This is a genomic window from Natronoarchaeum sp. GCM10025703, assembly GCF_042661985.1.
Lineage (GTDB): Archaea > Halobacteriota > Halobacteria > Halobacteriales > Natronoarchaeaceae > Natranaeroarchaeum.
Window position 1 is genome coordinate 719,255 of the sequence record NZ_JBHSZF010000001.1, and the last position, 21,615, is coordinate 740,869.

The window sequence follows — 21,615 nt, forward strand, 5'->3', positions numbered from 1 at the left end:
CCGTGCATCATAAGGGTTTAATTGCCCCTCCCCCAACCGGTTTGTGTAGGGCCGGTAGCTCAGTTAGGGAGAGCGTCTGGCTTTTAACCAGACGGTCGAGGGTTCAACTCCCTCCCGGCCCGTGCAACGAACCGCCGAGTGACAACAAGGGGTGAGTGAACCGGCAGGAAGCAGTTGAACCACATCGGACCGTACGGTGTGAGATCTGGTACCGGATTCAATATCTCCTATCCTCTCTCGTTCCCCGACCGCCGTTCATTCCAATGCCCGGTCAAGTGTATACTCGACCAATAGTTGCATTTGGAGACTGTGCGTACTGGATCGTCGACGGTTGCGCAAGAAGCTACTGCACCGACATGCCGGTCCCGGACTCCGGAAGATAAAAACGATTTCGACGCTCTACGCGGTTACTCCTTGCGCGGCAGGTACGCCATCGCGACGAGCAGGAGGGCGGCGAGTCCGGAGATGATCGTCGCGACGGTCATTCCGTTCGTCCGCTCCTCGAAGTAGGCGACTCTGTCGGCCTCTTCGTTGTACAACTCTTTGTTCGACGTTAGCTGTAGTCGGTCCTCGGCGGTGAAGTGGGCCATGTACGTCTGGTTCTCCGAAACCTGGACGACCTCTGCCCCTCCCGGACAGTGAGATCCTCGGTGACCTGCTCGCTCCACTCTATCACTACTTCCTCCTCTGCCACTTCGCCGACGGTAGCGTTGAACTCCTGATACTCGATACCGTCGCCTTCGGCGAACGTCTGGCGGTCGAGTGGTTCGTACTCGTCGATGGGAATCAGTTGTTCTTCCCCGTCCTCCTGGACGCGGATGATGCGGTCGTCACCCTCACCGGTCACTTCGACATCGTCACCGGGTACCTCACGGAGCGTGAACTCGGAGGCATCGGTCTCGTTCGAGACGAGCACCTCGTAATCCCCTCCCTGATACTCTATCTCATCTCCATCGGCCCAGGTTTCGCTCTGGTCCTCGGTGATGTTCCACTCCAGCGTCCCAACGGGGGCACCTTCTTCAATCGTTACTTCGGCAAGCGTGTACGTCTGGCCTTCGGCCTCGAACTGGTCGCCCACTGTCGCGTCATATTCTGGGTCTTCAAGCGATATCTCGGGACTCTCGGCTGTCGCGGCGAGTCCATACGCTCCGACCGCGATGACGAGAAAGAGGGCAACATAGCCGGCCGCTGCTCGTCGTTGCATACTCGGGAGGTGGAACGCATACCGTATAACGATTACTTTTTGCCGAACACGAGTGCTCCCAATTTGGGGATCGTCGCTTCGCTTGTGACCGTGAGTCTGTTCTACTGGTGCGCTCGCGACCGGATCCAGCAACGGTTCTTTACGATTTACTGACGTACCGTGTCAGTGGTTGCTTGCTTGTCAGATCTAACGTGTATCCTCGCGTTCGGCAGTACTGTGGGCATCGGGCACGCCACCTCTCGCGGGCGGGCACGTCCTGCCGCCCCGTTTGATCGGTCAGTAGCAACTGGTCTGCTGGATCGTCAGGAGTTCGTCCGGGGCTACCGGAGTTCGAGTTCCGATTCAGGCAGGAGAGGTGTCGCGTGAACTAACGGCCAGTTGCACGTATCGCCGACCGACGAGTGTCGTGATGACCACCAGCAGCATGATTCCGAGCGCCAGCGGGAGTGGCTGGCTCCCGACTAGCCAGTCGCCAGCAGGCGTTTGATAGAGGACCGTTGCCGGGGCAGCACCGCCGAGTGCAACTGCCGCTATCCCAGCCAGACTCTGGACGATATACTGCTCCGGTTCGACGTACAGATACACGCCACCGAGGACTGGCAGCGTCCCGAGCACCAGACCCAGCAGTTCCCCAGTCAACGGATTGACGTACAAAACCCAGTACAGCGCGATGAAGGCCCCAGCGGCAATGGTCAGATCGAACTTTTGATCGTCAGTCAGGTTCGACAACATGTCTATCGGTACTGTTGCTTGATACTTAATATCCCCCTTGGCTCAAAAACTGATTGTAGTATATCGACTGGAAGAGGAACGATCTAACCGGTCTGGCAGCGCTCACAGTCTGAACTCAATCCGATCGAGATGACCGATTTGCTCACCGAAGCGGGAAGCCGCTCCGAACCGTTGCTCACGCTGTTCGCAATGACGTCGCAAAAACATGGGCCCGCTCGGGTCCTATAGTCCTCAGAATCGCCGTACTCCGTGGGGGAACTATGTGCTATCATGGTTGTTAGTTCGTCGAAAGGTGGTTTCGGCGCTGTTCCATCTTCTCGCGCTCAGTCCGGCGGTCGTAGTGGCGGTCGAGCACGTCGCGGCTCACGTCACACCGCTCGCTCACGATCTCCACCGGAATGTCCTCCAGCAGGTGCGCTGTAATCGCACCGCTTCGGACATCGTGTGGCGACCTCGACGCCGAACATCAACCGCGTCCTCGGCGAGTATAGCTGTAGCTTGCGGATTTTGAGAGAGTAGAGAGCGCTATCGTTTTTCGACTTCGTACTCGAACAGCGTTGCCGACGAGTTGGTGTCGGCGCTGTTCCAGATCACCGAGATTTCGGTGCCCGCGGTGAGGGCTTCGGGACTACCGCTGATCGACGCTCTGTCGTCAGTCAGGTAGCTCCCACTGCCGTCGGCGGCGATGTATAGCGAACTCTGTGAGCGCAAGCCGTCGGCTGAGTCCGACCAGTCCGCGCCGCTGTCGCTTACCGTCTCGCCGTCGACGACGACCGAGAGCGTCTCGACATCCTCGACCGTGTTCCCAGTCATATGGTACAGGCGGACCTGCTGGTCGCCATCGCCGTACTGCTCGACGTCGAAGCGCACATTCGGCGTCTCTTCGACGTCTCCAGCGCTCTGGTACAGATCGATGGCGAAGATGCCGAGGACTGAGGCGAGGATGACGACTATCGCGACGAGCAGGATGGTGCCGATTGCGCTCGACTGGGCGTCGGCGTCTGAAAAAAGTGAGTCATTTGCGTGTGAACGGACTGTGGTGGGTCCGGTTAGCTGACGGTGTAGTCCTGAAGGACGGACGAGTCTGCCCCGTCGTCAGATTCCCAAACAATTCGGATGGTATCTCCTGATGAGAGCCCTTCCTCATTGTACGTGTCTGTCCCGTCGGTTACTTGATTAATTTGGTCAGGTCCGTCTTCGTAGTCGACAGCGAACGTATCATCCAAGTCTTCTCCGGATGCAAAGACTACCTGTACACTATTTCCAGCACTGATATCTCCACTACTGGACCAGACTTCTTTGACATCATCATCAGAAGGACCTGTCTGAGGCGTAATACCGTATGCTGTATCACCATTCACCGTGACGTCGATGTTACTTTCGTCAATTGTAGTACCAGTTTGATGTGAAATATCAACAACAGTTAAATTCGAGGAGTGCGGTGCTGCGTCAGTGAAATTTTCCGTACTTTGATCGAAGTCCCAGCTGGCTTGCGGAACTTGTTGTTGATCGTCACCAATACCAATCACGAATGCACCAATAACAGCGGCAAGAATTACAGTGATAGCGACCATTAGTATAACTCCTATCACAGGAGATACTGCTCGGTCCTCATCAGAATATTGCATATTTTTCATATCCATATTTATAGATCCCAGGAAGTCAGCACTGAGGAATCTCCACCCGAATCAGACTCCCAAGAGAGCGTTAGTGTTTCATTCTCAGCATCAGTGGCGTAGTCATTGGTGAAGCTAAAGTTGAGTTCAACAGAAGACCCAGCACTCACATCACTATTACCAAACGGTCCTGTGTCGATGTCGCCGCTATTGTCGAATACGTCAGTTGCAGTACCGGAGAACTGGAGCTCAAGATTGCTGTTAGATATTGTATCACCGGTCTGATGTGATAGCGTTACTGAATCGGAGCCTGTCTCGCCGGTCTGATCCCAATCCCAACTAGCCTGTGGGACTTCTTGCTGATCATCACCGATACCAATCACGAACGCACCGATAACGGCCGCGAGAATTACTGTGATTGCAACCATTAGAATCACGCCGATAACCGGCGAGACCGCGCGTTCGTCGTCGTCCGTTTCGAGTAGTTTCTTGAAATCCATTGTGTGTACTTTGTAGGTTGTTTGCGCCGATTTCCGCCAAAGGATTCATATCAGACACGTCCGTGTGATATGATGAGGCAAGGGGTTCATGGGATCTGACACCCCTCCTCGCCTGTCCTTTCGCGTGCTGTCGGCGTTACACAAGAGAATACATTCATCCGTAATAAAACTTAAGCCAGATATGAAATATTACATCACAGTTGTAACCCAGACAGCATGTAAATTATAAGTAAATAATAACAACTAAATTAACGCCGAAATCGCTTGCGCGGACCTATAACGTGCAGAAACGGGCGGAGCCCTGGGACGCCGTCGAAGACTATCAGGTGTATCTCGACGTCGCCGCCCGGCATCCCGACAGCGGATCGAGCGCGCTCGCGTCGAATGGGAGATGCCGCGCGGTCGAATCCGCGCGTGGCAGAACGGCGCAAAGCCCGATCCCGCCCGCGCCGTCGAAGTCGCCGAGCAGCGCGGGTGGTTCGAGGGCGTCGACTCCGAGGAGTTCGCGGCGCTGAACCAGCTCGTCGCGTGGATTTTCTCGGGCGGCTCGATCTCCAGAGAGACCTTCGTCCCGCATTTCGCCGTCGACGACGCGACCGAACCGCGCGTGACCGACGCGCTGGACACGCTCGATATCGACTGGCGACGCGAGCGAGCGGACGAATCCGACAGAGCAACCGAGATCGTGCCCACGGACCACGCCAGCGTCCTCGGGCGAGCACTCGTCGTACTCGGTGCGCCACAGGGCGAAAAGAGCGACCAATCGGCGTTTTCGCTGCCGGAGTATCTCGACGACGTCTCGGACGAACTCCGGTACGAGTTCGTCGACGTCTACATTCGGAACCGCCAGACACCCCAAGGCGAGCGTTTCGTGATGGGCTTTCGTGAGGAACGATCCGAGGCATACCTCCAGGAGTTAGCAAACCTGATCGAAGACGTCGCAGGCGAGTCGGTCACCGCCAGCGAGAAGAATATCTACCTCTCCAGTGAGGCCGCCGACGCGCTGTACGGAAAGTTCCGGTCGTTGTGAGGTGTCCGGAAAGAGAGGGAAAGTCGAGAATTTGGCTTCGGTACGTACAGACGACCGACTGAACGGACAGCGTAGTAATCCACGCTCTTGACGAAACGCTACTTTGGACTTCGTCCTCACGTGTGTCCGGACTATCCCGTAACGGCTTCCCCTATGAGGGAACCCGGTATAATTCGATCTGTAGGCGTGCTTCGCCTGCGCTTGAGTCTGGGAATTCGATTGACCCGTGCGCGTTCTCGACGACCCATTTGATTAGCCAGAGGCCAAGCCCGCTCGAATGTTCTAGTGGGGTCTCTTCACCCTTCTCCAACGAATACCGTTCCACGTCCGGAATTGCCCCTTCATTCTGAATCTCGATTTGGGCCGTGTCTTCGCTTGGTGTCGAGACAGAGACAACAACAGTTTGGGAGTCCGTGTCCTGATGGACAATCCCATTCTCGATGGCTTCACGCAACGCGATGTCGAGATTCTCATCAGCAAGCACAGTCACTTCATTCGCTCCGGAAAACTGGACGTCGGCAGCCGAATATTCGGCTGTCGCTTCTTCGATGGCTGTCTTGATGTGGGGGCCAAGCTGCTGTGGCTCGACCGTCGTATCGCCTGTTGTTTGTTGAATGTAGCGGGCTTTCTCCGCCATCTCGACGACCGACTCAGCATGCTCGATGGCAGTTGCAAGTTGCTGGTGACTCTCGCCGGACAACGACTCCTCCTCGTCTATCAGTTTGAGCGTCCCCCTTACGAGGTTCAGATCGTTGCGGATGTTATGCCGGAGGACGCGGTTGACGATACCTAACCGTTGTTCGCGTTCGTTGATGTCGCGGCGTGCGCTCGTCAGCGAGTACGCTTGCTCCAGCATTAGTTGCGCATTCAACTCCGGGCTACCGGTTGAGCGATAGTCCTCGGGTGGGATGTAGAAGGGGTTCTTACAGAGCTGGTTGCGGTAGATGATTTGTTCGTGCGTTCGGAGAGCTTTTGCGGCCGATGTCTCATTGAACCGTTTGAGGTCGTACTGGCAGAGTGCGGTGACCGGGAGATTCGGGCAGGCGGCATCGAAGTCCGCTTCAAAATCGAGGACATGGTCGAATGACTGCTCGGTGTGGAAACACCACGAGTTCTCGCCGGCGAGCCACAACCCGTCGTAGCCGTCTTCGACGCTGACGTTGGCTTCGGTTTCGAGGGTCTTGATCATCTTTGTAGGGTCGAAGCCGGATTCGAGGTAGACTTCCTCGGCATCTCGAATGACGAGATCGCCAGCGTCGATGCGTTGCTCGACATCGATATTGGCTCTCCGGAGTGCAGATTTGATGTCGGCAGCGGTATTGACATCAAGCAGGTAGATGCAGCGGTGGCCAGACTGGAGGCCCTCGACGAGGAAGGCTGTGGTAGCAGCCAACTGGGCTTCGTTTGACCGATAGAAGAGCGCGAGGTGGCGTGTGAGATTATGAGACCCGAGTTCAGTACGGAGATCTGCGGTAGTCGCTTGGCGCGTCGTGTCTGCGGCAAACTGCGCCTCGGGTCGTTCTACCATTATCGGTCTTTTGGGATGAGAGCATAAAAGTGTCTACTATATAAAAGACGATAAGAGACCGAGGATCTTCTTGATGGCTTCGCAAACCTACTTACCGCGTATTTCAGTCTAAACGACCCGAAAATAGCGTCCGGAAACGTTCTGAAAGTCGGACGTATTCGGCCCCGATCACCCTTCCCACCCCCACCGAAAACCCCTTTACCTCCCGTGTGGCCGTCCGGGTTACAGGCTACTCGGACATGAACCTGAAAGCCCACGCTCACAGAGACGACATGAAGGTCTGGCTCAGTCAGACCGAAGTTGATCAACTAATCGCTCAGGCGGACGGCACCCAGCAGCGGATCGCCTTTTGGCTCGGCGCTCGCTGCGGGCTCCGATCCCATGAGGTCCTCGACGTGGCTCCCGAGGATGTCGTCGACACCGACGCCGGGACCGTGCTCCGGGTCTGGCACGGGAAAGGCGACCAGTACCGCGAAACGCCGGTTCCGCGGGATCTTGCGACGACCATCCGCACGATCGACGACGTTCGCGACGCCAGCGCCAACTCGTCGCTGCTCGACGTGACCAGCACTCGGTCACTTCGGCGCTGGATCCAGAACGCCGCCGATCGCCTCCAGGACGAAACCGGCGACGAAGGGTGGGACCACCTCGGCTTTCACGATCTCCGGCGCACCTGGGCGACCGCGCTCGCCAGCGCCGACGTCGACGCACTGCTCGTCTGCGACTGGGGCGGCTGGAACGATCTGGAGACGTTTCTGGAGCACTACCGCGGGACGTACTCGCCGGAAGCCCAGCAGCGAGAAAGAGGGAAGGTAGACTGGCTCTAATTTACCGAATTTTTAACTAATCGCTATGTCTTGCGCTTAGTAATGCCTGTAGAGTGTGCGATTTGTTCAACTGAGGTGGACATGCCATTCCAATGTAAATACTGTAAAGACCCATTCTGTATAGATCATCGCCTGCCCGAAAAACACGAGTGTATCGGGTTGGAAAACGGATGGGAGCCAATTCAAGAAGAACAGGAAACTCAGTCTAAGAACGACGGCCAAATCCAGACAGAGAGAGATGAGGCCCCATTTGAACGCATCTCCACACGCGAACGGATTCGAGAAGAGTTTGAAACGGTTGATGCACAGGTGATGGGAACAACCCCGGAGAGTGAAGAAATCATTGATGACCGGTCTCCAGATGTCGCATCAGACGGATCACTTATCCAGTCCCAATCCAAGGAAACTGAAGAACGGGCGGAGGAAAGTAATACATCGAAAACGCCTGCGCATCAACAGTCTTTCTTTAGTCTTTCAACAGTTGGTTTATTACTTCTCGTGAGTTTCGCCTGTACAGTTCCGTATGCAATGTGGGTAGGAACCCCAGCAACTCAAGAAGGATTTGTAGAGGCTATCTTTCCGATTCTCGCCGCTGGTTTTCTTATTGTCATTCCAGTTCGGTGGTATCAGCGGCGTCGTTCACGAAAGAGACTATTAGACTGAATTGAGCGTGTCATAGAAAGCGTCACGTACGAAGCAGCAGGGTGCGCGAAGTGTGTCCAACACAAGCGCAACCCTGCAAGATGTAGCTTCGGTAGACGACTTCTTGAATGTCGCGGCTATCGAGACAGTGCCGCTGTTTGAACATCTTGAGTTCGAGTTTCTGCTGGAGTACGACGTGTTCGCCCCCGCTTCGAGGGGGCGAACACGAGTTTACCAGCCACCAGATCTCTTTCGCGGCTTTCTGCACTGCTACTACGAGGATGTGTACGGTACACGCCCGGTTACACGAGAACTTCAGAACGGCCTTGTCTGGTACTACTGCGGACTCGACAAACCGCCATCCAGAGACACCATTGACCGCTTTCTCACTGACCTCGAACAAGTTATCGACGATGTCTTCGACAGACTCGTCGAGCAGGCCGCCGCCCGCGGCCTGCTCGACTCCACGTACTCCATCGATTCGACACACGTTGAAGCGATTCAATACAACGACGCGGCGTCATGGAACTACGATCCAACGGCTGAGGAGTACTACTACGGCTTCGGCTGTACGATCATCTCGACCGGCGCAAAGATCCCGATAGCAGCGGAGTTCACACAGGCCAAACAAGCAGATAAAGAGACGGCGATGCGCGTCACGTGTGACGCGCTCGCCGTCGATATACCGGTCTGGATGCTTGGAGACAGCGCCTACGACATCCTCGACTGGCACGACCACCTGCTGGCCGCAGGGGTCGTGCCAGTCGCCCCATACAACCCGCGAAACACTGACGACCCGAAAGACATCAAGTACAGGGTCGAAGACCGAATCGAGGAACATAGCGAGGACGTGCAGCTGAAACAATCTATCTTGGACGAGACGTACAACAACCGGACAGGCGTCGAACGAACCAACGACGCGGTCAAGGATTGCGGCCTCGGGCATATCCGCGCCCGAGGCCGCGTCCACGCACGAACAGAAGTGTTCCTCGCGCTGTGTCTTCGGATTGTTGTCGCAATCACCAACTACGAGCGAGGAAACGAACCGGGCTGTGAGAAGCTATGAGATGGATTCTATGACACGCTCTGAATTAGCTACAGATACTGGTCAGTCCCTTCCCACCGTCACCTGCCGAAAACTACTATCCTACAAATCCTCAACTACTTCGACGGTCCACTTCCCCGGCCCCTCACGCTGAATATGCGCGTGCTGCTCGCCGTCAACCTCGCCATCCTCGTTGATCAGCCCGTCGAGTCGGAGGTCGTCTTTCGGGATCGTGATGCCCGCACTATTCGAGTCGAGTTGTCGGAGTTTGTTGACTGCCATACTCAGAGCGGGCCACACGCCATCTAATAAAACTGGTGCAACCAGCAGCTATCAGGCGGCGAAACCAAGGTAATCCGAAGTTTTTCCGCGGCGCGTGTGGCCGCCTTGATCGCAATGTCCTATGCAAACTGGATCCCTGAAGGGGTTCGCCGAGAAGACGGAATCGACCTGATTGATGCAGTGCTGGCACCGCTGTTCGCGCTGGCGACGTTTTCGACCGCGGCGGTCGGGACGGTCCAGCTGTTCGACCCGATCAACTGGGGGTTTCAAGATATCCTCTGGGCGGCTGGCGGGACCGAGATCACCCTCGGCTTCGTGATCACGATGGTGACGATCTTCACCGCCTGGGTGACGAACGGCCAGACAACCATCGACGACTTCACCGATATGGAGACGATCGTCTTCCTGCTTGCGCTGGTCCTCAATATCAGTATGGCACTGATCCCGGTGGTCTCGTCGACGATCACCGCCCAGTGGTTCCTCGGCTGGTTCCTGGTGATGCTCAACGGCGCCGCGTTCTACCTGATCGCCTACAAGTGAGGTCCTCGAACATGGCAACAGCAACCTCTACCGATACGACCGAGCAGGACAGTGCGACGACCGAAGCTACTGATGACCTGGCCGATCGCCTCGACGACACCGTCACCTGGACGCTCGCGTTCGGGGCGCTCTCGGGCGCGGCGGTTGCACTGGCTGGCGGCGGCGGCCTGCTGATCGGGGGCCTGATCTAGATGTCGGCTGACGCATCCGGCCCAAAGCCCAGAAAGACATCCCAGGTCCGGTTCCAAACAGGTCGCTCGATCGGCGGATGTTCCTGAGAGGGACCGCGGCGGCTGGGGCGACGGCGGTAGGTCTCGGCAGTGGTCACATGACCGGCGAGAGTGAGGCTATCGGCATCTCGCTAGCAGTCGGTGGCGCGGCGCTCTTTGCGGCTGGAGCGGCGGCAGGCGTTGGTATCCAGTCGTGGCGCGTCGACGGCGATACGGAACTCGACCCGGACGACGTTCTACAAAATCAGATCTATCAAGCGGCGTCGGCAGTGTCTCAGGGTCGGGAGGAGTTCGTGAATCAGCTACAACAGGAATATCTCAACCACAGAACGATTCGGTTGGAAGTGGGCCCGCTCGGATTTGAACCAAGGACGAAGCGGTTATGAGCCGCTCTCTCTAACCAGACTGAGATACGGGCCCTCGCGTGGTCGTTGATGGACCTGAAACTAAGACCTGTCGCATCTGGGTGGCAGTCGAGGCAGTCGTCACGTCGAGCAAAACTGCCGCTATCGGATCGTGTACAGCAAAAAGACGCCACCGCCAGGGCTCGAACCTGGGACAACCTGGGTAACAACCAGGTGCTCTACCAACTGAGCTACGGCGGCCCGCAGGCAACTCTGAGTAGTCGACGTCTTTTGAAATGGCTTTCGTTTTTCTTCCGGTCGTACACCGGTATCCTTTCACTCGCCTAGCGAGAACGAGCGAGTGATGAGGGACGCCGAGGAGTTCGAGAGCGTCGTTGCCGCCGTCCGCGAGTCAGTCGACCCAGCACCGGACGAGCAAGAACGCATGGAACAGGTCGTGACGGCGCTCATCGAACGAGCGGAAGCGGTGATCGAGGAGCTCCCCGTCGAGGCCGACGTGGTCCGCGTGGGCTCTACAGCACGGGATACGTGGATTAGCGGCGACCGCGATATCGATCTCTTCGTCCGATTTCCACCTTCGATCGACCGCGCCGAGCTAGAGGAGTATGGCCTCGAAGTCGGCCACGAAGTCCTCCCGGACGGGAACGAGGAGTACGCGGAGCATCCATACGTCAAAAGCACCGTCGACAGTTTCGACATCGACCTCGTGCCCTGTTACGACGTCGACGATCCGGGCGACATCAAGTCCGCAGTCGACCGGACGCCGTTCCACGCCCAGTACATCAACGAGCGTCTCGACGCCGAACTGGCCCGTGACGTCCGTCTCACAAAACAGTTCTTCTCCGGCATCGGCGTCTACGGGAGCGACCTCAGAACGAGGGGGTTCAGCGGCTATCTGACCGAGCTACTGGTGCTAGAGTACGGTGGGTTCAGAGCCCTGATCGAGGCTGCTGCGGAGTGGCATCCCCCGGTCGAACTCGATCCCGAGGAACACGGCGAGGAGACGTTCGACGATCCGCTGACCGTCATCGATCCGACCGATCCGAATCGGAACGTGGCGGCAGTCCTCTCGGCCGAGAACGTCGCACGGCTTCAACACTACGCCCGAAAGCTACTCGACGATCCGAGTACCGATCTGTTCACGCCGATCGAACCCGATCCGCTCGACGAGGCTGCTCTGGTCGTTCACCTCCAGAATCGCCGGACGACCCCGGTCGCGATCAGGTTCGACGTCCCCGATATCGTCGACGATCAACTGTATCCACAGCTCCGCCGCTCGGAGTCCGGCATCGTCGAAGAACTCGATCGACGCGGTTTCGATATCTGCCGATCGAGGGCCTTCGCCCACGAGACCGCGGTGCTGTTCGTCGAACTTGCCGTGACCAGGCGGCCGGCCATCGAGCGCCACATCGGGCCGCCGGTACACGTTCGATCCCACGCCGAGGGGTTCTTCGAGAAGTACGACGGCACCGACGCGTACGGGCCGTTCCTCGACGGTGATCGATACGTCGTCGAGCGGGCGCGAGAGTACACGACTGCGGCGGCGTTTCTCAACAGCGAGGACATATTCACCGTCGCGCTGGGAACCCACATCGAACAGGCGCTCGAAGACGGCTACGACGTGCTCGTCGGTGAGGATATCACGGCACTCGTCGACGAGTTCGGCGTCGAACTGGCCCGATACTTCGAGCCGACGCCCTGGTTCGGCGGCGTGACGCCGCGGTGGCGCGTCTGGATGTCGCTGATCAGCGCTTCGACTTCGTCGTCGACATCGTCGTCCGGTGTCGATGGCGAGAGCCCATCGAACACTTCGTGGACCATCACTACACCGTCGGCGAGGACGTCCAGCCCGTACCCACCTTCGAGGACGAACGCGAGCGCGCCGTCGATCCGGTCGGTGAGATCGCGGACGTGCTGGGTGAGCACGCCGTAGCCATCGGTCGTGAGCCGCATCCGAGAGATGGGGTCGTGCCGATGCGCGTCGAAGCCGGCGCTGACGAGCAGGAGGTCGGGATCGAACCCTTCGATTGCTGGCTCGACCAGTTCCTCGAACACTGCCACGTATTCCGGGTCGCCGCCGCCTGCCGGAAGCGGAACGTTAAGCGTCGACCACTCGCCGTCGTCTGCTCCTGTTTCCCCGGTTCGTCCAGTGCCGGGATAGATTCCGTCCTCGTGGACGGAGACGACGAAGACGTCCTCGCGGTCGTAGAATATCTCCTGTGTGCCGTTTCCGTGGTGGACGTCCCAGTCGAGAATCGCGACCGACTCGGCATCCGTTTCGTCGAGGGCGTACTGGGCCGCAACGGCGACGTTGTTGACGAAGCAAAATCCCATCGCGTTGTCGGTGACGGCGTGGTGTCCGGGCGGTCGTCCGATCGAGAACGGTGTATCCCGGCCATGATCGCCTGCGAGTGCTCGTTCCGCCGCCCACGCCGCTGCCCGGCGCTGTTCAGAATCGCGTCCCAGGACTTCTCGACCGCCACCGTATCCGGATCCCAGCTTCCGCCGCCGTCGTCGCAGAACTCTCGTAGTTCTTCGATGTAGTCCTCGTCGTGGATGGCGGTTATCTCGTCGACCGTTGCGGGCGTTGCGTCGACGTACTCGACCCCGTGTTTTCGTTTGAGCCCCTCACGGACGGCTAGCAGGCGGTCGGCTGCCTCCGGATGCCGATCGCCAGTATCGTGGTCGAGGCACGTCTCGCTGTAGCCGAAGTTCATTTCATTCGAACAGCTCGAAATACGTTTGGATGTCCTCTGACTTTACTGTTCGCCGATCCGCGTGTCTCGCAAGCTTCGCCGCGGCGGTCGCAACGTTGTCCGCGTAGTCCTCAAGAATGTCCGCGAGCGCGATCCGTGCGTCCATCGAGACGCGATACGAGTCGTCGATGTTGAGCCGCGCGATCCGGTCGATGGGCGCAACGGGTAGTTCGAGTGCGTCCTTGTCGATGACTTGCTCGACGCCGAAGTCCTCTGCCATCAGCGTCTTTCGACCGTCCTTGGTCGCCTCGACGGCGGCGTCCTCTGCGAGATCTGCCCCGTGCATCTGGATCCGGCGCGCGAGCTCTTTCGCCGCCTCGGCACTCACACGCAACTGGCCAGCGTTCCGTCGAATAATAGTGTCCACGGGAGCAAACGGTAACTCAACGCTCATACCCAATTTCGGGCAAGTCGGCACCTTAACCTTTTCCGTCGCGGCGTTCTGGTCCCAACTCGACTACACTACGTCCTCGGCGTCGATGGTCCCGTCGCGCAACAACCCGCGAGCGGTGACCTCTTGGCCGAGATGGACGTCGGCGTCAGTCTCGACGCTTACGGTCTCCTCGCCGTCGTCGAGGACGACGGGATTCCCCGCCTGGACGACCGTCCCGGTGAACTCGGTCTGCTCCCCGTCAGCCATCGCGCTCGCGGCGCTGCCCTCGCCCGCGGCAGTTCCACCGGTGTCGTCGTCGTCGGCTGCCGTTGCCGTCCCACCAGCGTCGCTCGACGACGCATCGCCCGAGTCGTCGTCGAACGACCCCAGCGTTGCATCACCGTCGGCCGTCGGGGTGTCTTCCGTCGGTGTCGTCGTATCGCCCAGCACGGTTACCGACGACTGCCAGCCTGCCGAGGCTTCGAGGTCGTCCTGCCAGCCGTCCTGGATCTCGACGTCGGCGAGCGCGAGTTCGTCGCCCGGCGCGATCTCCTTGTCCGCCTTGTCGCCCCAGAGAGCGACCCGGATGTCGCCCGTATCGTCCTGCACGCGGACGTTCCGGACCTGCCCTTCGCTGCCGTCGTCCCGGTCGAAGGTCCGCTTCGGGTCCGCCGAGCGGACGACGCCGGCGATGTCGACGGTCTCGCCCATCTCCAGCGTCTCGATCGGCGTTCGTTCCGGTTCGTACTCGATCTCCTCGTCGATCTCTTCGATGGCACCGCGGTCGCCGACGTGCAGTTCGATACTGCCGTCGCGCTCGCGGACGTACCCGTCGACGACCTCGACGCTCGTCCCCGACTCGATTTCTGTCGCGCGGTCTGCCTTCTCGTCCCACAGCGTGATCCGGATGCGGCCGGTCGGATCGCCAAGGACCAGATTCGAGACCTTCCCCTCGCTGCCATCATCGCGGTCGAAGGTCCGGACCGGTTCGGTGTCCAGCACGAGTCCGGCGAGGTCGACGTCGGAAAGACCCAGCGAGAGGTCCTCGACCTGGTAGGTGTCGGTCACCGAGATGTCTATCTCGACCTCGTCCTCTGGCTGTGCGTCCTCGACGCTTACCTCCAGGCCGTTGTAGCCGTCCTTCGGCCGGCCTTTCACGCGGAGCACGTCGCCGACCTGCAGTTGCTCGGTCGCGGCTTCGGCCTGGCCGTCCCAGAAAGCCGCGCGCAAACTGCCGGTCTCGTCGGCTAACTCGACGTTGACGACCTGGCCTTCCGGCTGTTCCTCGTCGTCACGCTCGAACGTTCGCACCTCGCCGATACCGAGCACCTTCGCGATGAACTTCACTTCCTCCATCCCCGGTTCGATATCCGCGATTCCGTTCACCTCGTTGTCCGCAATCTCGTGTGCCACGAGCATCGCGGCGGTCTCCTCGTCGGCCAGCCCACCCATCTGTTCCACCTTGGCCTCGACGGCCTCGCGGAACTTCTCTTGGGGGACGTCTGCCTCGAGATCCTCGTATACGTCCTCGATAGCACCCATTCTAGTACGGTGTGGTAGTTTGGCCCCCGGTTAAGCGTTGTCCTTGCCGCAGGGAGCGACGCTGTCTGGGGGATTCCGACAGCATAGTGCGGGCCCTTGGCGGGTCTCGATGCGGTCGCGGACGTCCTTTCTGGCGTAGCATGGAGTGCTGTAGCCTCGCTTTCCGATATAAATTTGTGCGCTGGGCCGACGCCTCTCCGTGACGTATTGCCAGAGACGATTCGGATCGTAACCGCTTTACGTAGGTCGGCGGTACGTAGAGATGAGTCCGGGTAGGGTAGTGGACTATCCTCTTGGCTTGCGGAGCCAGGGACCGGAGTTCAAATCTCCGTCCGGACGTTCTTTGTGGCGTAATAACGACGAGCGTAGCGAGGAGTCTGCGCCGCGAAGCACGGCAACGGAGATTTGGGCACGGAAGTCACAGCCCGGAACAGCGCGAAGCGCCGCATGCCCGGACTGTCTTCCAGAGTTCAAATCTCCGTGCGACCTCTGGTCGCACGTGCATCGCGTTCGCTACGCTCACACGATACTCCGTCCGGACGCTCACTGCGTTCGCGACCGGACGTGCCTCACGCTCGCTTTGCTCGCGTGAGACACCATCTGATCGGCGATCAGATGTACCCCGGAGTCGGAGACTTCGAGACTCCGTCCGGACGTTCTTTGTAGCACAACCCGGCGAGCGAAGCAAACCGTCTGCGCTGAGGAAACTCCAACAAGGGGATTTGAGCAGATCAGACGCGCGCAGCAGCGCGAGCACAACTGACCGAGTTCAGATCTCTCTGCTGGAGTTCTGGAAACGCGTAGAAGACGTGCGGAGGACCGACAGCGCCAGCGGGACGATGCTCGCTATTCGTCACTGCCGTCGTCGTAGTGGACTTCGATGCCCTCGGGAACCGGCCGGAGGATGTACCGGTTGGTCTGTCCCTGTTTGACGGGAGCGAAGTCCGCGGTGAAGGAGGTCTGGGTGTCCTCGCGGATCTCGAACGGTTCGTTGAACGTCAGCGGGGCCTCGCCGGGCGTGTCCATCTCCGCAGAGTCGCCGCCGTCCAGCGTTCCCTCGATGCCGGAGACCTCAGCTGGAGGAACTCGTACTGGGCGGCGTCGAGCTCGCGGTCGTCGATCAGCGCGGTCGAGTCGTCCTGGAGTTCGACGAGGTCGGCATCTCGGGGGTCATCGAGTTCGTAGTACTCGCGGCTCGACGCCGCTTCGTCTTCTCCGTCTTGCTCTTCCTCGGTACCGTCGTCGGCACCTTCGGAGCCCTCCTCTGCGCCCTCGGGGCCGAGCCAGATGCCGGTGATCGTTACGACGCAGGACTCGAAGTCGCCGATGTCCGCAGGCTGGTCGGTAACGCTGGTCGCGAGCGTCCCCGTGGCGTCGCCGCCGAGACAGCCGGCGAGTCCGGTCGTGGCGATGGCCGCCGCACCGCCTGCCATCTCGAGATACGAGCGTCTGTCGGTCGTGTATGTGTCGTCAGTCATTGGTTTGGATCGCTTGAAACGTAGGTCGCGTTACTGTGCCTGTTCGACTGCATCGGGGGCCTCATCGTTCACGCTATCCACAACGTCACCGGCGCCGTCTGCGATGTCGCTCACTGCGTCGCCGAGGTTGTCGACGCCGCCGTCGAGGAACGCGTCGATCGTATCGTGGATCTCGGTGACGTGATCTGGCACCTGCTCGGGCAGCCCGTCAGGGGCGCCGATACCATCAGCGTTCACCGCGCCCGGTTCGTCAGCCGCGTAGTCATCGGCCTCTTCGGGAGTCGTCTCGGTTGCGTTCGATGCGTCCGCGGGGGCGGCGGCACCGACTGCCGCCGCGCCACCGATCAGGACGACCGCGGCGACCGCGATCGTGAGTAGTGTTCGAGTGTTCATTGCATCCGGATCGGGGAGTGGTAGACATTTAAGCCCCTGAAACGCTCAACCCCGTTTTGTGGCAGTTTCGGGCCGTTATTCGACGATTAAACCGAATTAAATAGAGTTATTTCCCGTGGCTGGCGTGCGGTGGGCACTCCGGCGTACCTCCGGCGTGTTCCAGGGCGATCGCGACTCGCGCGCAACGGAGTCAGCTACCGAACCGGTTCAGCAGGTTCGGACGGTCCGCGGGCAGAAGTCGCTCGACCAGGGGTCTGACGAGGACGAGAGCCGCGAGCGGAATCGCGCCGAGTCCGACGAAGAGGTGGCCGAAGAAGACGCCGCCTCCCTCACCGAAGACCAACGTATCGACGCTCAGTGCGACCATCACCAGCGTGATGACGGCGAGTGCGGTCACGACGACCGACGCGATGCTCGGCCAGTCGAGGACCGCGCCGACGAGCGTCACGATGGCGAGCAGGGTGGGAAAGACGAACACCGTCCCCGACCCCAGAGCATTACTGCCCGGGAGGACCTGGAGAATCGCTTCAGCGTGTCGATTCCGGGGACGAGTTTGACAGTCATCACGGCGACGATCAGGACGGTCAGCGCAAGGACGGCCTCGACGATACGCAGCCGTGATCTGTTGGAGGACATACAGGAACTGTCTGCGGACGCCCAAAAGTAAGTTCCGGAGGTCGAACGCCGACAGCGGCCGCTGTCGCGGTACTTTTGAGTATCGAAGGGAAAGAGTGGGTATGACCGAGGCACGCGCGGAGTTTCTGGCTGGCGAGCGACTCGAGGATGTCGCCTTCTTCCTCGCTGATCGGGCGGTAGACGAACCGGAGAAACTGGACGGGTTCGGCGAACGCGTCGACGGCGGCCACCTGCTGGTCGTCGATGGCGATGCCGGCCGCGGCGCGTTCCAGTCCGCGACGGGGACCGACGCGATGGGCTTTGCCAAGGACGCGATGGGTACGGAGGGCGAAATCGACCGATCGCTGACCGGCGGGACCTGTCCGGACGGCGAAGACCACGACGTGCGCTTCGTCTTTGCCTTCGCCGAGGAACAGAACGAGGAAGTCGGCGGCCTCTACGCCGAGGGTGACGTGATCCACGCCTACGCACAGTGCACCTGCGGGACTGCGTACTCGCACAAGTGGGTCGTCGGGGAACGTACGGACCAGCTTCGCCTATTCGTCGGCGGCATCGTCCTCCCAGTTCAGGTTCCGGAACGCGTCGAGGATCACCTGCTTTGTCGTCGCGCCGCGACTCGTCCAGTGGTGGGCGTAGTCGAGCATGTCGTCGTAGATGTCGGGCTTGCAGCCGGCCGCCTTGGGGTGGCCGCCGCCGTTGACCTGCCCGGCGACCTCGTGACAGCGCTCGAAACCGTCGGTGCCGCGGATCGACGCACTGCCCGCGGGCTTGACGATCACCGAGGCGTCGGCGTCGGCCTCGCGCATCGCCTCGGCGACCTCGTTCTGCGAACAGCGACCGTAGGTGACGCCGACGGTCCACGGTCCGATCTCGACGAACTCGGCGCGGCTCACCGCCCGCTCGATCAGGTCGTTCTTCTCGACGCGTTGCTCTTCGAGAAAGTCGAGGACCTCCTCCGAGAGGTCCGGGCCGTGTTCGAGCACGGTCTCGACGTACTCGTCGGGCTCCGACCAGTAGGAGTAGTCGGCCAGGTCGTCGCTGCGGGCGTCCTCTCGGATCCAGAGATCGTGATCGCGCGTGACGAGGGCCAGTTCGCGGAGGTGTTCGGGGAACTCGTAGTCGAGCGAGCGGAGCGCGACATCGGCAGTACACTCCTCGTCTGAGTCGCCGACGACGAGATCGGCGCCAGCCTCGCGGACGGCGGCGGCGACCTCGTCGTCCCACTGATGGTGGTCGAACCATCGGACCTCGTTCGCGCGGTCGAGCAGGGCGTCGAGTTCCTCCTCGACGTACTCGAACCTGTCCGGACAGAGATCACAGACGAACGCTCGGATACCCTCCTCGCCGTACTCGGCGACGTACTCCATCCCTTCTTCGAGGTCGTGCGGGCTGGCCGGGATCAGCGCCACGTCGCCGTACATCTCCTCTAACAGCGCAACGCAGGCGAGCCCGTCCGCGTCCGGATCGGCGACGACGGCGACCTCGACACCGGTTAGCTCCTCGGCCGCTTCCTGCTCTTCGAGATCCTCCTCGAAGGAATCGGGGACAAAAAAGCCCTCGCCGGGCAGTACGGATCGTCGCGGCGGGGCGAGTTCGCTATCATCGATGAGTGAATCGTCCATACTGTGGCCTGTGGCCCCGGCTCAAAGAACCCGCCGATCCGACTTTCGACGGTGTCACAATGGGTCCACGAGCAACACGAGCTCTCGGCGATCTGCACCGTGTTACGCGAGCTGTCGAACCGTCAGAACGGGGACGGAACTGGACCGGACGACACGCTCGGCGACGCTGCCGAGGAGAAAACGGTGTTCGCCGTGGCGACCGCGGGTACCGGTCGCGATCACGTCGGCGTCTATCTCCCGGGCGTACTCACAGACCTCCTTCGCCGGATGGCCCTCCCGTACCGCGGTGTGTACCTCCCGGTCCGCGTTCTCCCTGACGGCATCGAACGCGTCCTCGGCCTTGCGTTCGAGCGCGCTGTGCAGGTCGTCGCGAAGCTGGTCGGGCGACGCGTCGACCTCGCTTTCGTCGACGACGTACAGTGCGTGGACGCTCGCGTCGAAGCGCTCTGCGAGGTCAAGCGCCACGTTGACCGCCCGCTGGACGCTCTCGGACCCGTCCGTCGCGACGACGACAGTGTCGATCATATCTACCTGTTTTCTCGCAGGTCGCATAAATCTCCGGTCCTCCGGTGAGCGGTCACGTCTCCCTGCTGGGAGTCGTCAGGGGTGGATTTTTGATGGCGGACCGCGTTCGTCCGTGTATGTCACCAGTCACGAACGGGTCCCGATCGAGTTTCGGGGACGATGAGTCCGTCGACGATCCCGATCGGGTGCCGACCGTGGAGACAGTGCTCGTTCCAGTCGACGGTAGCGAGGACTCGACACGCGCCGTCGAGTACGCGGTCGCCATCGCCGACCGGTACGATGCCTCCCTGGAGGCGCTCTACATCCTCGGCGAGGACGTCGTCCGCGCCATCGAAGAGGAGCAACTCGAAGATACGTCTATTGCAGCGGACAACAGGGCCTATCTGGAGACGGTCGAAGCGAAGGCCGCCGAACATGACGTGCCCGTTAGCACGATGATCGCGTACGGCTTTTCCACGCAGCGAAAGACACAGCATCCCGGTAGCGTCGTCCTCGACGTCGCCGAGGAGACCAACGCCGACTTCCTGGTGATCCCGCGCGAATCGCAGACTGACGAGCCTGACGTCCTGGAAAAAGCCGCTGAATACACGCTCCTGTACGCCAGCCAGCCGGTACTGTCAGTCTGAGTCGCAGAGCCGTAGCGCCATCTCTGCTCGAAACTTTCGCTGCCAGTCTGCTCGAAGCCGACTTTCTCGTACAGCGAGACCGCGGCGGTGTTCCAGCGCTCGACGGTGAGCCAGACGCACTCGACGCCCTGTTCCTTTCCGTAGCCGAGCAGATTGCGGATCAGCCGACCGCCGATCCCGGCGCGCTGGTACTCCTGCGTGACGAAGATGGCTAACTCGTAGGTCCCGGCGTCGGAATCCCTGACCAGTGCCGCGTGGCCGGCGACGTCACCGTCGTGAGTGGCGATGACGCTGTGCCCCTCGTCGAGAATGACGTCGAGCCAACTCCGGACGCGCTGCTCCGAGGACGGCGGGATCCCCTGTGCACGATCCGCCGGATCGAAGTCGACGTACATCTCTGTCAGCGCCTCCTTGTCCGCTTCCTCGTACTGCTTGATCAGGATCTCGCGGCCCTCGCGGTCCTCGAACCTGTCCGGTGGTGAGGGGAACGGCCCCGAGGCCTTCTCCGGGTAGTGTCGCTCGTCACTCATCGTATCAGCTTCACCGTTACCTGTGCATTAACGAGTATGAACTCGGTGATGGGACCAAGTTTGATTTTCCCCATCGGGCTTGCGTGCCCCCCACCGATCACGATCTGGTCGAATCCCTCCTCCTCGGCGATCCGGAGCAGTTCGCTTTCCGGGTTCTCCTCTATGTGTCGGATCGTTGCGTCGAGTCCCGACTCGTCGAGTTCCGCGCGCACGTCAGCCTCGATAGCCTCGCGGCCGGCGTCTCGCTCTCCCGTCTCGAAGACTGCGACCGTCAACTCGTCGCCGGCCTCCATGGCTCGCTCGACCGTCTCCGTGAGCGCGCGCCGGGACTCTTCGCTTCCGCCGACCCCGAGCAAGACTTTCATAAACACCAGTTTTACCGGCCCCTTCAAAACAGTTGTGTCGCGGAACGGACCGATGCCGCGATCCGCAGGGTCGGATCTGTTCGAGACATCGACGATCGGAGACACGGAGACGTACTATATTCGCCACAGTTGTACTGCAAACGTACAGTATTAACGCATTAGCGGGTATTTCCGTCCGTTCCTACGTCAAACACGGGCTGATTCCACGAAAACCCTATAACCCGAGCG

At 60.1% G+C, this 21,615-nt stretch carries 22 protein-coding genes, 4 tRNA genes and 7 pseudogenes; 11 read left to right on the forward strand and 22 right to left on the reverse strand.

The annotated features are described in order from the left end of the window. The first annotated feature begins 48 nt into the window (after window positions 1-48). Window positions 49-122, forward strand: a tRNA-Lys gene (locus tag ACFQH2_RS03945). A 285-nt stretch (window positions 123-407) separates the two neighbouring features. On the opposite strand, the gene ACFQH2_RS03950 is transcribed toward ACFQH2_RS03945, so the two are convergent. From ACFQH2_RS03950 to ACFQH2_RS03985, 8 genes and pseudogenes are all read right to left on the reverse strand, one after another. Then, entirely contained in the window at window positions 408-590 is a 183-nt protein-coding gene (locus ACFQH2_RS03950) for a hypothetical protein (RefSeq protein ID WP_377051176.1), read from the reverse strand. Continuing rightward, on the reverse strand, window positions 554-1,204 hold the full coding sequence (locus ACFQH2_RS03955) for a hypothetical protein (protein ID WP_377051177.1): 651 nt from the start codon (window positions 1,202-1,204) through the stop codon (window positions 554-556). Before ACFQH2_RS03955 ends, ACFQH2_RS03950 begins: the two co-directional genes overlap by 37 nt. A gap of 342 nt (window positions 1,205-1,546) precedes the next feature. Beyond that, entirely contained in the window at window positions 1,547-1,936 is a 390-nt protein-coding gene (locus ACFQH2_RS03960; protein WP_377051179.1) for a hypothetical protein, read from the reverse strand. A gap of 277 nt (window positions 1,937-2,213) precedes the next feature. Next, window positions 2,214-2,402 (reverse strand): annotated as a pseudogene (locus ACFQH2_RS03965) (site-specific integrase); the annotation flags it as partial. Between the two features lie 59 nt (window positions 2,403-2,461). Next, window positions 2,462-2,749, reverse strand: a complete 288-nt coding sequence (locus ACFQH2_RS03970; protein ID WP_377076472.1) for a hypothetical protein — start codon at window positions 2,747-2,749, stop codon at window positions 2,462-2,464. A gap of 3 nt (window positions 2,750-2,752) precedes the next feature. After that, window positions 2,753-2,914, reverse strand: a pseudogene (locus ACFQH2_RS03975) (type IV pilin); the annotation flags it as partial. A 71-nt stretch (window positions 2,915-2,985) separates the two neighbouring features. Beyond that, window positions 2,986-3,579 carry a type IV pilin gene (locus ACFQH2_RS03980; RefSeq protein WP_377051049.1) on the reverse strand — a complete coding sequence of 198 codons (594 nt, stop codon included), beginning with the start codon at window positions 3,577-3,579 and terminating at the stop codon, window positions 2,986-2,988. A gap of 2 nt (window positions 3,580-3,581) precedes the next feature. Further along, window positions 3,582-4,052, reverse strand: a complete 471-nt coding sequence (locus ACFQH2_RS03985; RefSeq protein WP_377051051.1) for a type IV pilin — start codon at window positions 4,050-4,052, stop codon at window positions 3,582-3,584. A 391-nt stretch (window positions 4,053-4,443) separates the two neighbouring features. On the opposite strand from ACFQH2_RS03985, the gene ACFQH2_RS03990 reads away from it, so the two are divergent. After that, window positions 4,444-5,082 (forward strand): hypothetical protein, encoded by a 639-nt coding sequence (locus ACFQH2_RS03990; protein WP_377051053.1) that lies wholly within the window; start codon window positions 4,444-4,446, stop codon window positions 5,080-5,082. Window positions 5,083-5,233: 151 nt separating this feature from the next. Here the strand turns inward: ACFQH2_RS03990 and ACFQH2_RS03995 are convergent, their stop codons facing one another. After that, window positions 5,234-6,610, reverse strand: a complete 1,377-nt coding sequence (locus ACFQH2_RS03995; RefSeq protein WP_377051055.1) for an MEDS domain-containing protein — start codon at window positions 6,608-6,610, stop codon at window positions 5,234-5,236. A gap of 239 nt (window positions 6,611-6,849) precedes the next feature. On the opposite strand from ACFQH2_RS03995, the gene ACFQH2_RS04000 reads away from it, so the two are divergent. The 3 genes from ACFQH2_RS04000 to ACFQH2_RS04010 are packed head-to-tail and all read left to right on the forward strand — an operon-like array spanning window position 6,850 to window position 9,145. Continuing rightward, the gene (locus tag ACFQH2_RS04000) at window positions 6,850-7,437 is read left to right on the forward strand and encodes a tyrosine-type recombinase/integrase (RefSeq protein ID WP_377051071.1); all 588 of its coding nucleotides are present in this window, start codon (window positions 6,850-6,852) and stop codon (window positions 7,435-7,437) included. 42 nt (window positions 7,438-7,479) lie between these two features. After that, complete coding sequence (locus ACFQH2_RS04005; RefSeq protein WP_377051057.1) at window positions 7,480-8,100, forward strand: AN1-type zinc finger domain-containing protein; 621 nt, start codon at window positions 7,480-7,482, stop codon at window positions 8,098-8,100. A gap of 52 nt (window positions 8,101-8,152) precedes the next feature. Continuing rightward, window positions 8,153-9,145, forward strand: a complete 993-nt coding sequence (locus ACFQH2_RS04010; RefSeq protein ID WP_377051182.1) for a transposase — start codon at window positions 8,153-8,155, stop codon at window positions 9,143-9,145. Between the two features lie 81 nt (window positions 9,146-9,226). Here ACFQH2_RS04010 and ACFQH2_RS04015 read toward each other — a convergent pair whose 3' ends face one another. Further along, entirely contained in the window at window positions 9,227-9,406 is a 180-nt protein-coding gene (locus ACFQH2_RS04015) for a hypothetical protein (RefSeq protein WP_377051184.1), read from the reverse strand. A 108-nt stretch (window positions 9,407-9,514) separates the two neighbouring features. Here ACFQH2_RS04015 and ACFQH2_RS04020 point away from each other — a divergent pair, with 108 nt between their 5' ends. Together ACFQH2_RS04020 and ACFQH2_RS04025 are read left to right on the forward strand one after the other, a co-directional pair. After that, window positions 9,515-9,946 carry a hypothetical protein gene (locus ACFQH2_RS04020; protein ID WP_377056996.1) on the forward strand — a complete coding sequence of 144 codons (432 nt, stop codon included), beginning with the start codon at window positions 9,515-9,517 and terminating at the stop codon, window positions 9,944-9,946. Between the two features lie 11 nt (window positions 9,947-9,957). Next, entirely contained in the window at window positions 9,958-10,137 is a 180-nt protein-coding gene (locus ACFQH2_RS04025; RefSeq protein WP_377051186.1) for a hypothetical protein, read from the forward strand. A gap of 384 nt (window positions 10,138-10,521) precedes the next feature. Here ACFQH2_RS04025 and ACFQH2_RS04030 read toward each other — a convergent pair. Beyond that, window positions 10,522-10,596: transfer RNA gene (locus ACFQH2_RS04030), tRNA-Ile, on the reverse strand. Window positions 10,597-10,708: 112 nt separating this feature from the next. Beyond that, window positions 10,709-10,781, reverse strand: a tRNA-Asn gene (locus ACFQH2_RS04035). Between the two features lie 103 nt (window positions 10,782-10,884). On the opposite strand from ACFQH2_RS04035, the pseudogene cca reads away from it, so the two are divergent. Next, window positions 10,885-12,240: pseudogene (cca, locus tag ACFQH2_RS04040) on the forward strand (CCA tRNA nucleotidyltransferase); the annotation flags it as partial. Window positions 12,241-12,263: 23 nt separating this feature from the next. On the opposite strand, the pseudogene ACFQH2_RS04045 reads toward cca, so the two are convergent. The 3 genes and pseudogenes from ACFQH2_RS04045 to ACFQH2_RS04055 all read right to left on the reverse strand — a co-directional run. After that, window positions 12,264-13,258: pseudogene (locus tag ACFQH2_RS04045) on the reverse strand (histone deacetylase family protein); the annotation flags it as partial. A gap of 1 nt (window position 13,259) precedes the next feature. Further along, entirely contained in the window at window positions 13,260-13,691 is a 432-nt protein-coding gene (locus tag ACFQH2_RS04050; protein ID WP_377051192.1) for a histone family protein, read from the reverse strand. 63 nt (window positions 13,692-13,754) lie between these two features. Continuing rightward, entirely contained in the window at window positions 13,755-15,212 is a 1,458-nt protein-coding gene (locus ACFQH2_RS04055) for a single-stranded DNA binding protein (protein WP_377051194.1), read from the reverse strand. A 266-nt stretch (window positions 15,213-15,478) separates the two neighbouring features. Here ACFQH2_RS04055 and ACFQH2_RS04060 point away from each other — a divergent pair. Further along, a tRNA-Arg gene (locus ACFQH2_RS04060) sits at window positions 15,479-15,551 on the forward strand. A 507-nt stretch (window positions 15,552-16,058) separates the two neighbouring features. Here ACFQH2_RS04060 and ACFQH2_RS04065 read toward each other — a convergent pair. The 3 genes and pseudogenes from ACFQH2_RS04065 to ACFQH2_RS04075 all read right to left on the reverse strand — a co-directional run bounded on the left by ACFQH2_RS04065 (window position 16,059) and on the right by ACFQH2_RS04075 (window position 17,561). Then, window positions 16,059-16,690: pseudogene (locus tag ACFQH2_RS04065) on the reverse strand (DUF4382 domain-containing protein). Window positions 16,691-16,720: 30 nt separating this feature from the next. Beyond that, window positions 16,721-17,083: a hypothetical protein gene (locus ACFQH2_RS04070; protein WP_377051198.1), complete on the reverse strand. Its 363-nt coding sequence runs from the start codon at window positions 17,081-17,083 to the stop codon at window positions 16,721-16,723. A 190-nt stretch (window positions 17,084-17,273) separates the two neighbouring features. Then, the gene (locus ACFQH2_RS04075) at window positions 17,274-17,561 is read right to left on the reverse strand and encodes a hypothetical protein (protein WP_377076473.1); all 288 of its coding nucleotides are present in this window, start codon (window positions 17,559-17,561) and stop codon (window positions 17,274-17,276) included. Window positions 17,562-17,820: 259 nt separating this feature from the next. Here ACFQH2_RS04075 and ACFQH2_RS04080 point away from each other — a divergent pair. Then, window positions 17,821-18,240 (forward strand): annotated as a pseudogene (locus tag ACFQH2_RS04080) (DUF5807 family protein); the annotation flags it as partial. 15 nt (window positions 18,241-18,255) lie between these two features. Here the strand turns inward: ACFQH2_RS04080 and ACFQH2_RS04085 are convergent. Together ACFQH2_RS04085 and ACFQH2_RS04090 are read right to left on the reverse strand one after the other, a co-directional pair. Next, window positions 18,256-19,341 carry a DHH family phosphoesterase gene (locus ACFQH2_RS04085; RefSeq protein WP_377051204.1) on the reverse strand — a complete coding sequence of 362 codons (1,086 nt, stop codon included), beginning with the start codon at window positions 19,339-19,341 and terminating at the stop codon, window positions 18,256-18,258. A 102-nt stretch (window positions 19,342-19,443) separates the two neighbouring features. Then, complete coding sequence (locus ACFQH2_RS04090) at window positions 19,444-19,866, reverse strand: universal stress protein (protein WP_377051206.1); 423 nt, start codon at window positions 19,864-19,866, stop codon at window positions 19,444-19,446. Between the two features lie 116 nt (window positions 19,867-19,982). Here ACFQH2_RS04090 and ACFQH2_RS04095 point away from each other — a divergent pair, with 116 nt between their 5' ends. Next, window positions 19,983-20,492: a universal stress protein gene (locus ACFQH2_RS04095; protein WP_377051208.1), complete on the forward strand. Its 510-nt coding sequence runs from the start codon at window positions 19,983-19,985 to the stop codon at window positions 20,490-20,492. A gap of 83 nt (window positions 20,493-20,575) precedes the next feature. On the opposite strand, the pseudogene ACFQH2_RS04100 reads toward ACFQH2_RS04095, so the two are convergent. Continuing rightward, window positions 20,576-21,022 (reverse strand): annotated as a pseudogene (locus ACFQH2_RS04100) (GNAT family N-acetyltransferase); the annotation flags it as partial. Further along, window positions 21,019-21,387 (reverse strand): universal stress protein, encoded by a 369-nt coding sequence (locus ACFQH2_RS04105; protein ID WP_377051212.1) that lies wholly within the window; start codon window positions 21,385-21,387, stop codon window positions 21,019-21,021. The gene ACFQH2_RS04105 and the pseudogene ACFQH2_RS04100, both read right to left, overlap by 4 nt. Window positions 21,388-21,615 lie beyond the last annotated feature (228 nt).

Excerpts from the sequence above, each read along its gene's own strand:
- ACFQH2_RS03950 (WP_377051176.1), bottom strand. The coding sequence starts at position 590 with ATGGCCCACTTCACCGCCGAGGACCGACTACAGCTAACGTCGAACAAA.
- ACFQH2_RS03955 (WP_377051177.1), bottom strand. The coding sequence starts at position 1,204 with ATGCAACGACGAGCAGCGGCCGGCTATGTTGCCCTCTTTCTCGTCATC.
- ACFQH2_RS03960 (WP_377051179.1), bottom strand. The coding sequence starts at position 1,936 with ATGTTGTCGAACCTGACTGACGATCAAAAGTTCGATCTGACCATTGCC.
- ACFQH2_RS03970 (WP_377076472.1), bottom strand. The coding sequence starts at position 2,749 with ATGACTGGGAACACGGTCGAGGATGTCGAGACGCTCTCGGTCGTCGTC.
- ACFQH2_RS03980 (WP_377051049.1), bottom strand. The coding sequence starts at position 3,579 with ATGGATATGAAAAATATGCAATATTCTGATGAGGACCGAGCAGTATCT.
- ACFQH2_RS03985 (WP_377051051.1), bottom strand. The coding sequence starts at position 4,052 with ATGGATTTCAAGAAACTACTCGAAACGGACGACGACGAACGCGCGGTC.
- ACFQH2_RS03990 (WP_377051053.1), top strand. The coding sequence starts at position 4,444 with ATGCCGCGCGGTCGAATCCGCGCGTGGCAGAACGGCGCAAAGCCCGAT.
- ACFQH2_RS03995 (WP_377051055.1), bottom strand. The coding sequence starts at position 6,610 with ATGGTAGAACGACCCGAGGCGCAGTTTGCCGCAGACACGACGCGCCAA.
- ACFQH2_RS04000 (WP_377051071.1), top strand. The coding sequence starts at position 6,850 with ATGAACCTGAAAGCCCACGCTCACAGAGACGACATGAAGGTCTGGCTC.
- ACFQH2_RS04005 (WP_377051057.1), top strand. The coding sequence starts at position 7,480 with ATGCCTGTAGAGTGTGCGATTTGTTCAACTGAGGTGGACATGCCATTC.
- ACFQH2_RS04015 (WP_377051184.1), bottom strand. The coding sequence starts at position 9,406 with ATGGCAGTCAACAAACTCCGACAACTCGACTCGAATAGTGCGGGCATC.
- ACFQH2_RS04025 (WP_377051186.1), top strand. The coding sequence starts at position 9,958 with ATGGCAACAGCAACCTCTACCGATACGACCGAGCAGGACAGTGCGACG.
- ACFQH2_RS04050 (WP_377051192.1), bottom strand. The coding sequence starts at position 13,691 with ATGAGCGTTGAGTTACCGTTTGCTCCCGTGGACACTATTATTCGACGG.
- ACFQH2_RS04055 (WP_377051194.1), bottom strand. The coding sequence starts at position 15,212 with ATGGGTGCTATCGAGGACGTATACGAGGATCTCGAGGCAGACGTCCCC.
- ACFQH2_RS04070 (WP_377051198.1), bottom strand. The coding sequence starts at position 17,083 with ATGAACACTCGAACACTACTCACGATCGCGGTCGCCGCGGTCGTCCTG.
- ACFQH2_RS04085 (WP_377051204.1), bottom strand. The coding sequence starts at position 19,341 with ATGGACGATTCACTCATCGATGATAGCGAACTCGCCCCGCCGCGACGA.
- ACFQH2_RS04090 (WP_377051206.1), bottom strand. The coding sequence starts at position 19,866 with ATGATCGACACTGTCGTCGTCGCGACGGACGGGTCCGAGAGCGTCCAG.
- ACFQH2_RS04095 (WP_377051208.1), top strand. The coding sequence starts at position 19,983 with ATGTCACCAGTCACGAACGGGTCCCGATCGAGTTTCGGGGACGATGAG.
- ACFQH2_RS04105 (WP_377051212.1), bottom strand. The coding sequence starts at position 21,387 with ATGAAAGTCTTGCTCGGGGTCGGCGGAAGCGAAGAGTCCCGGCGCGCG.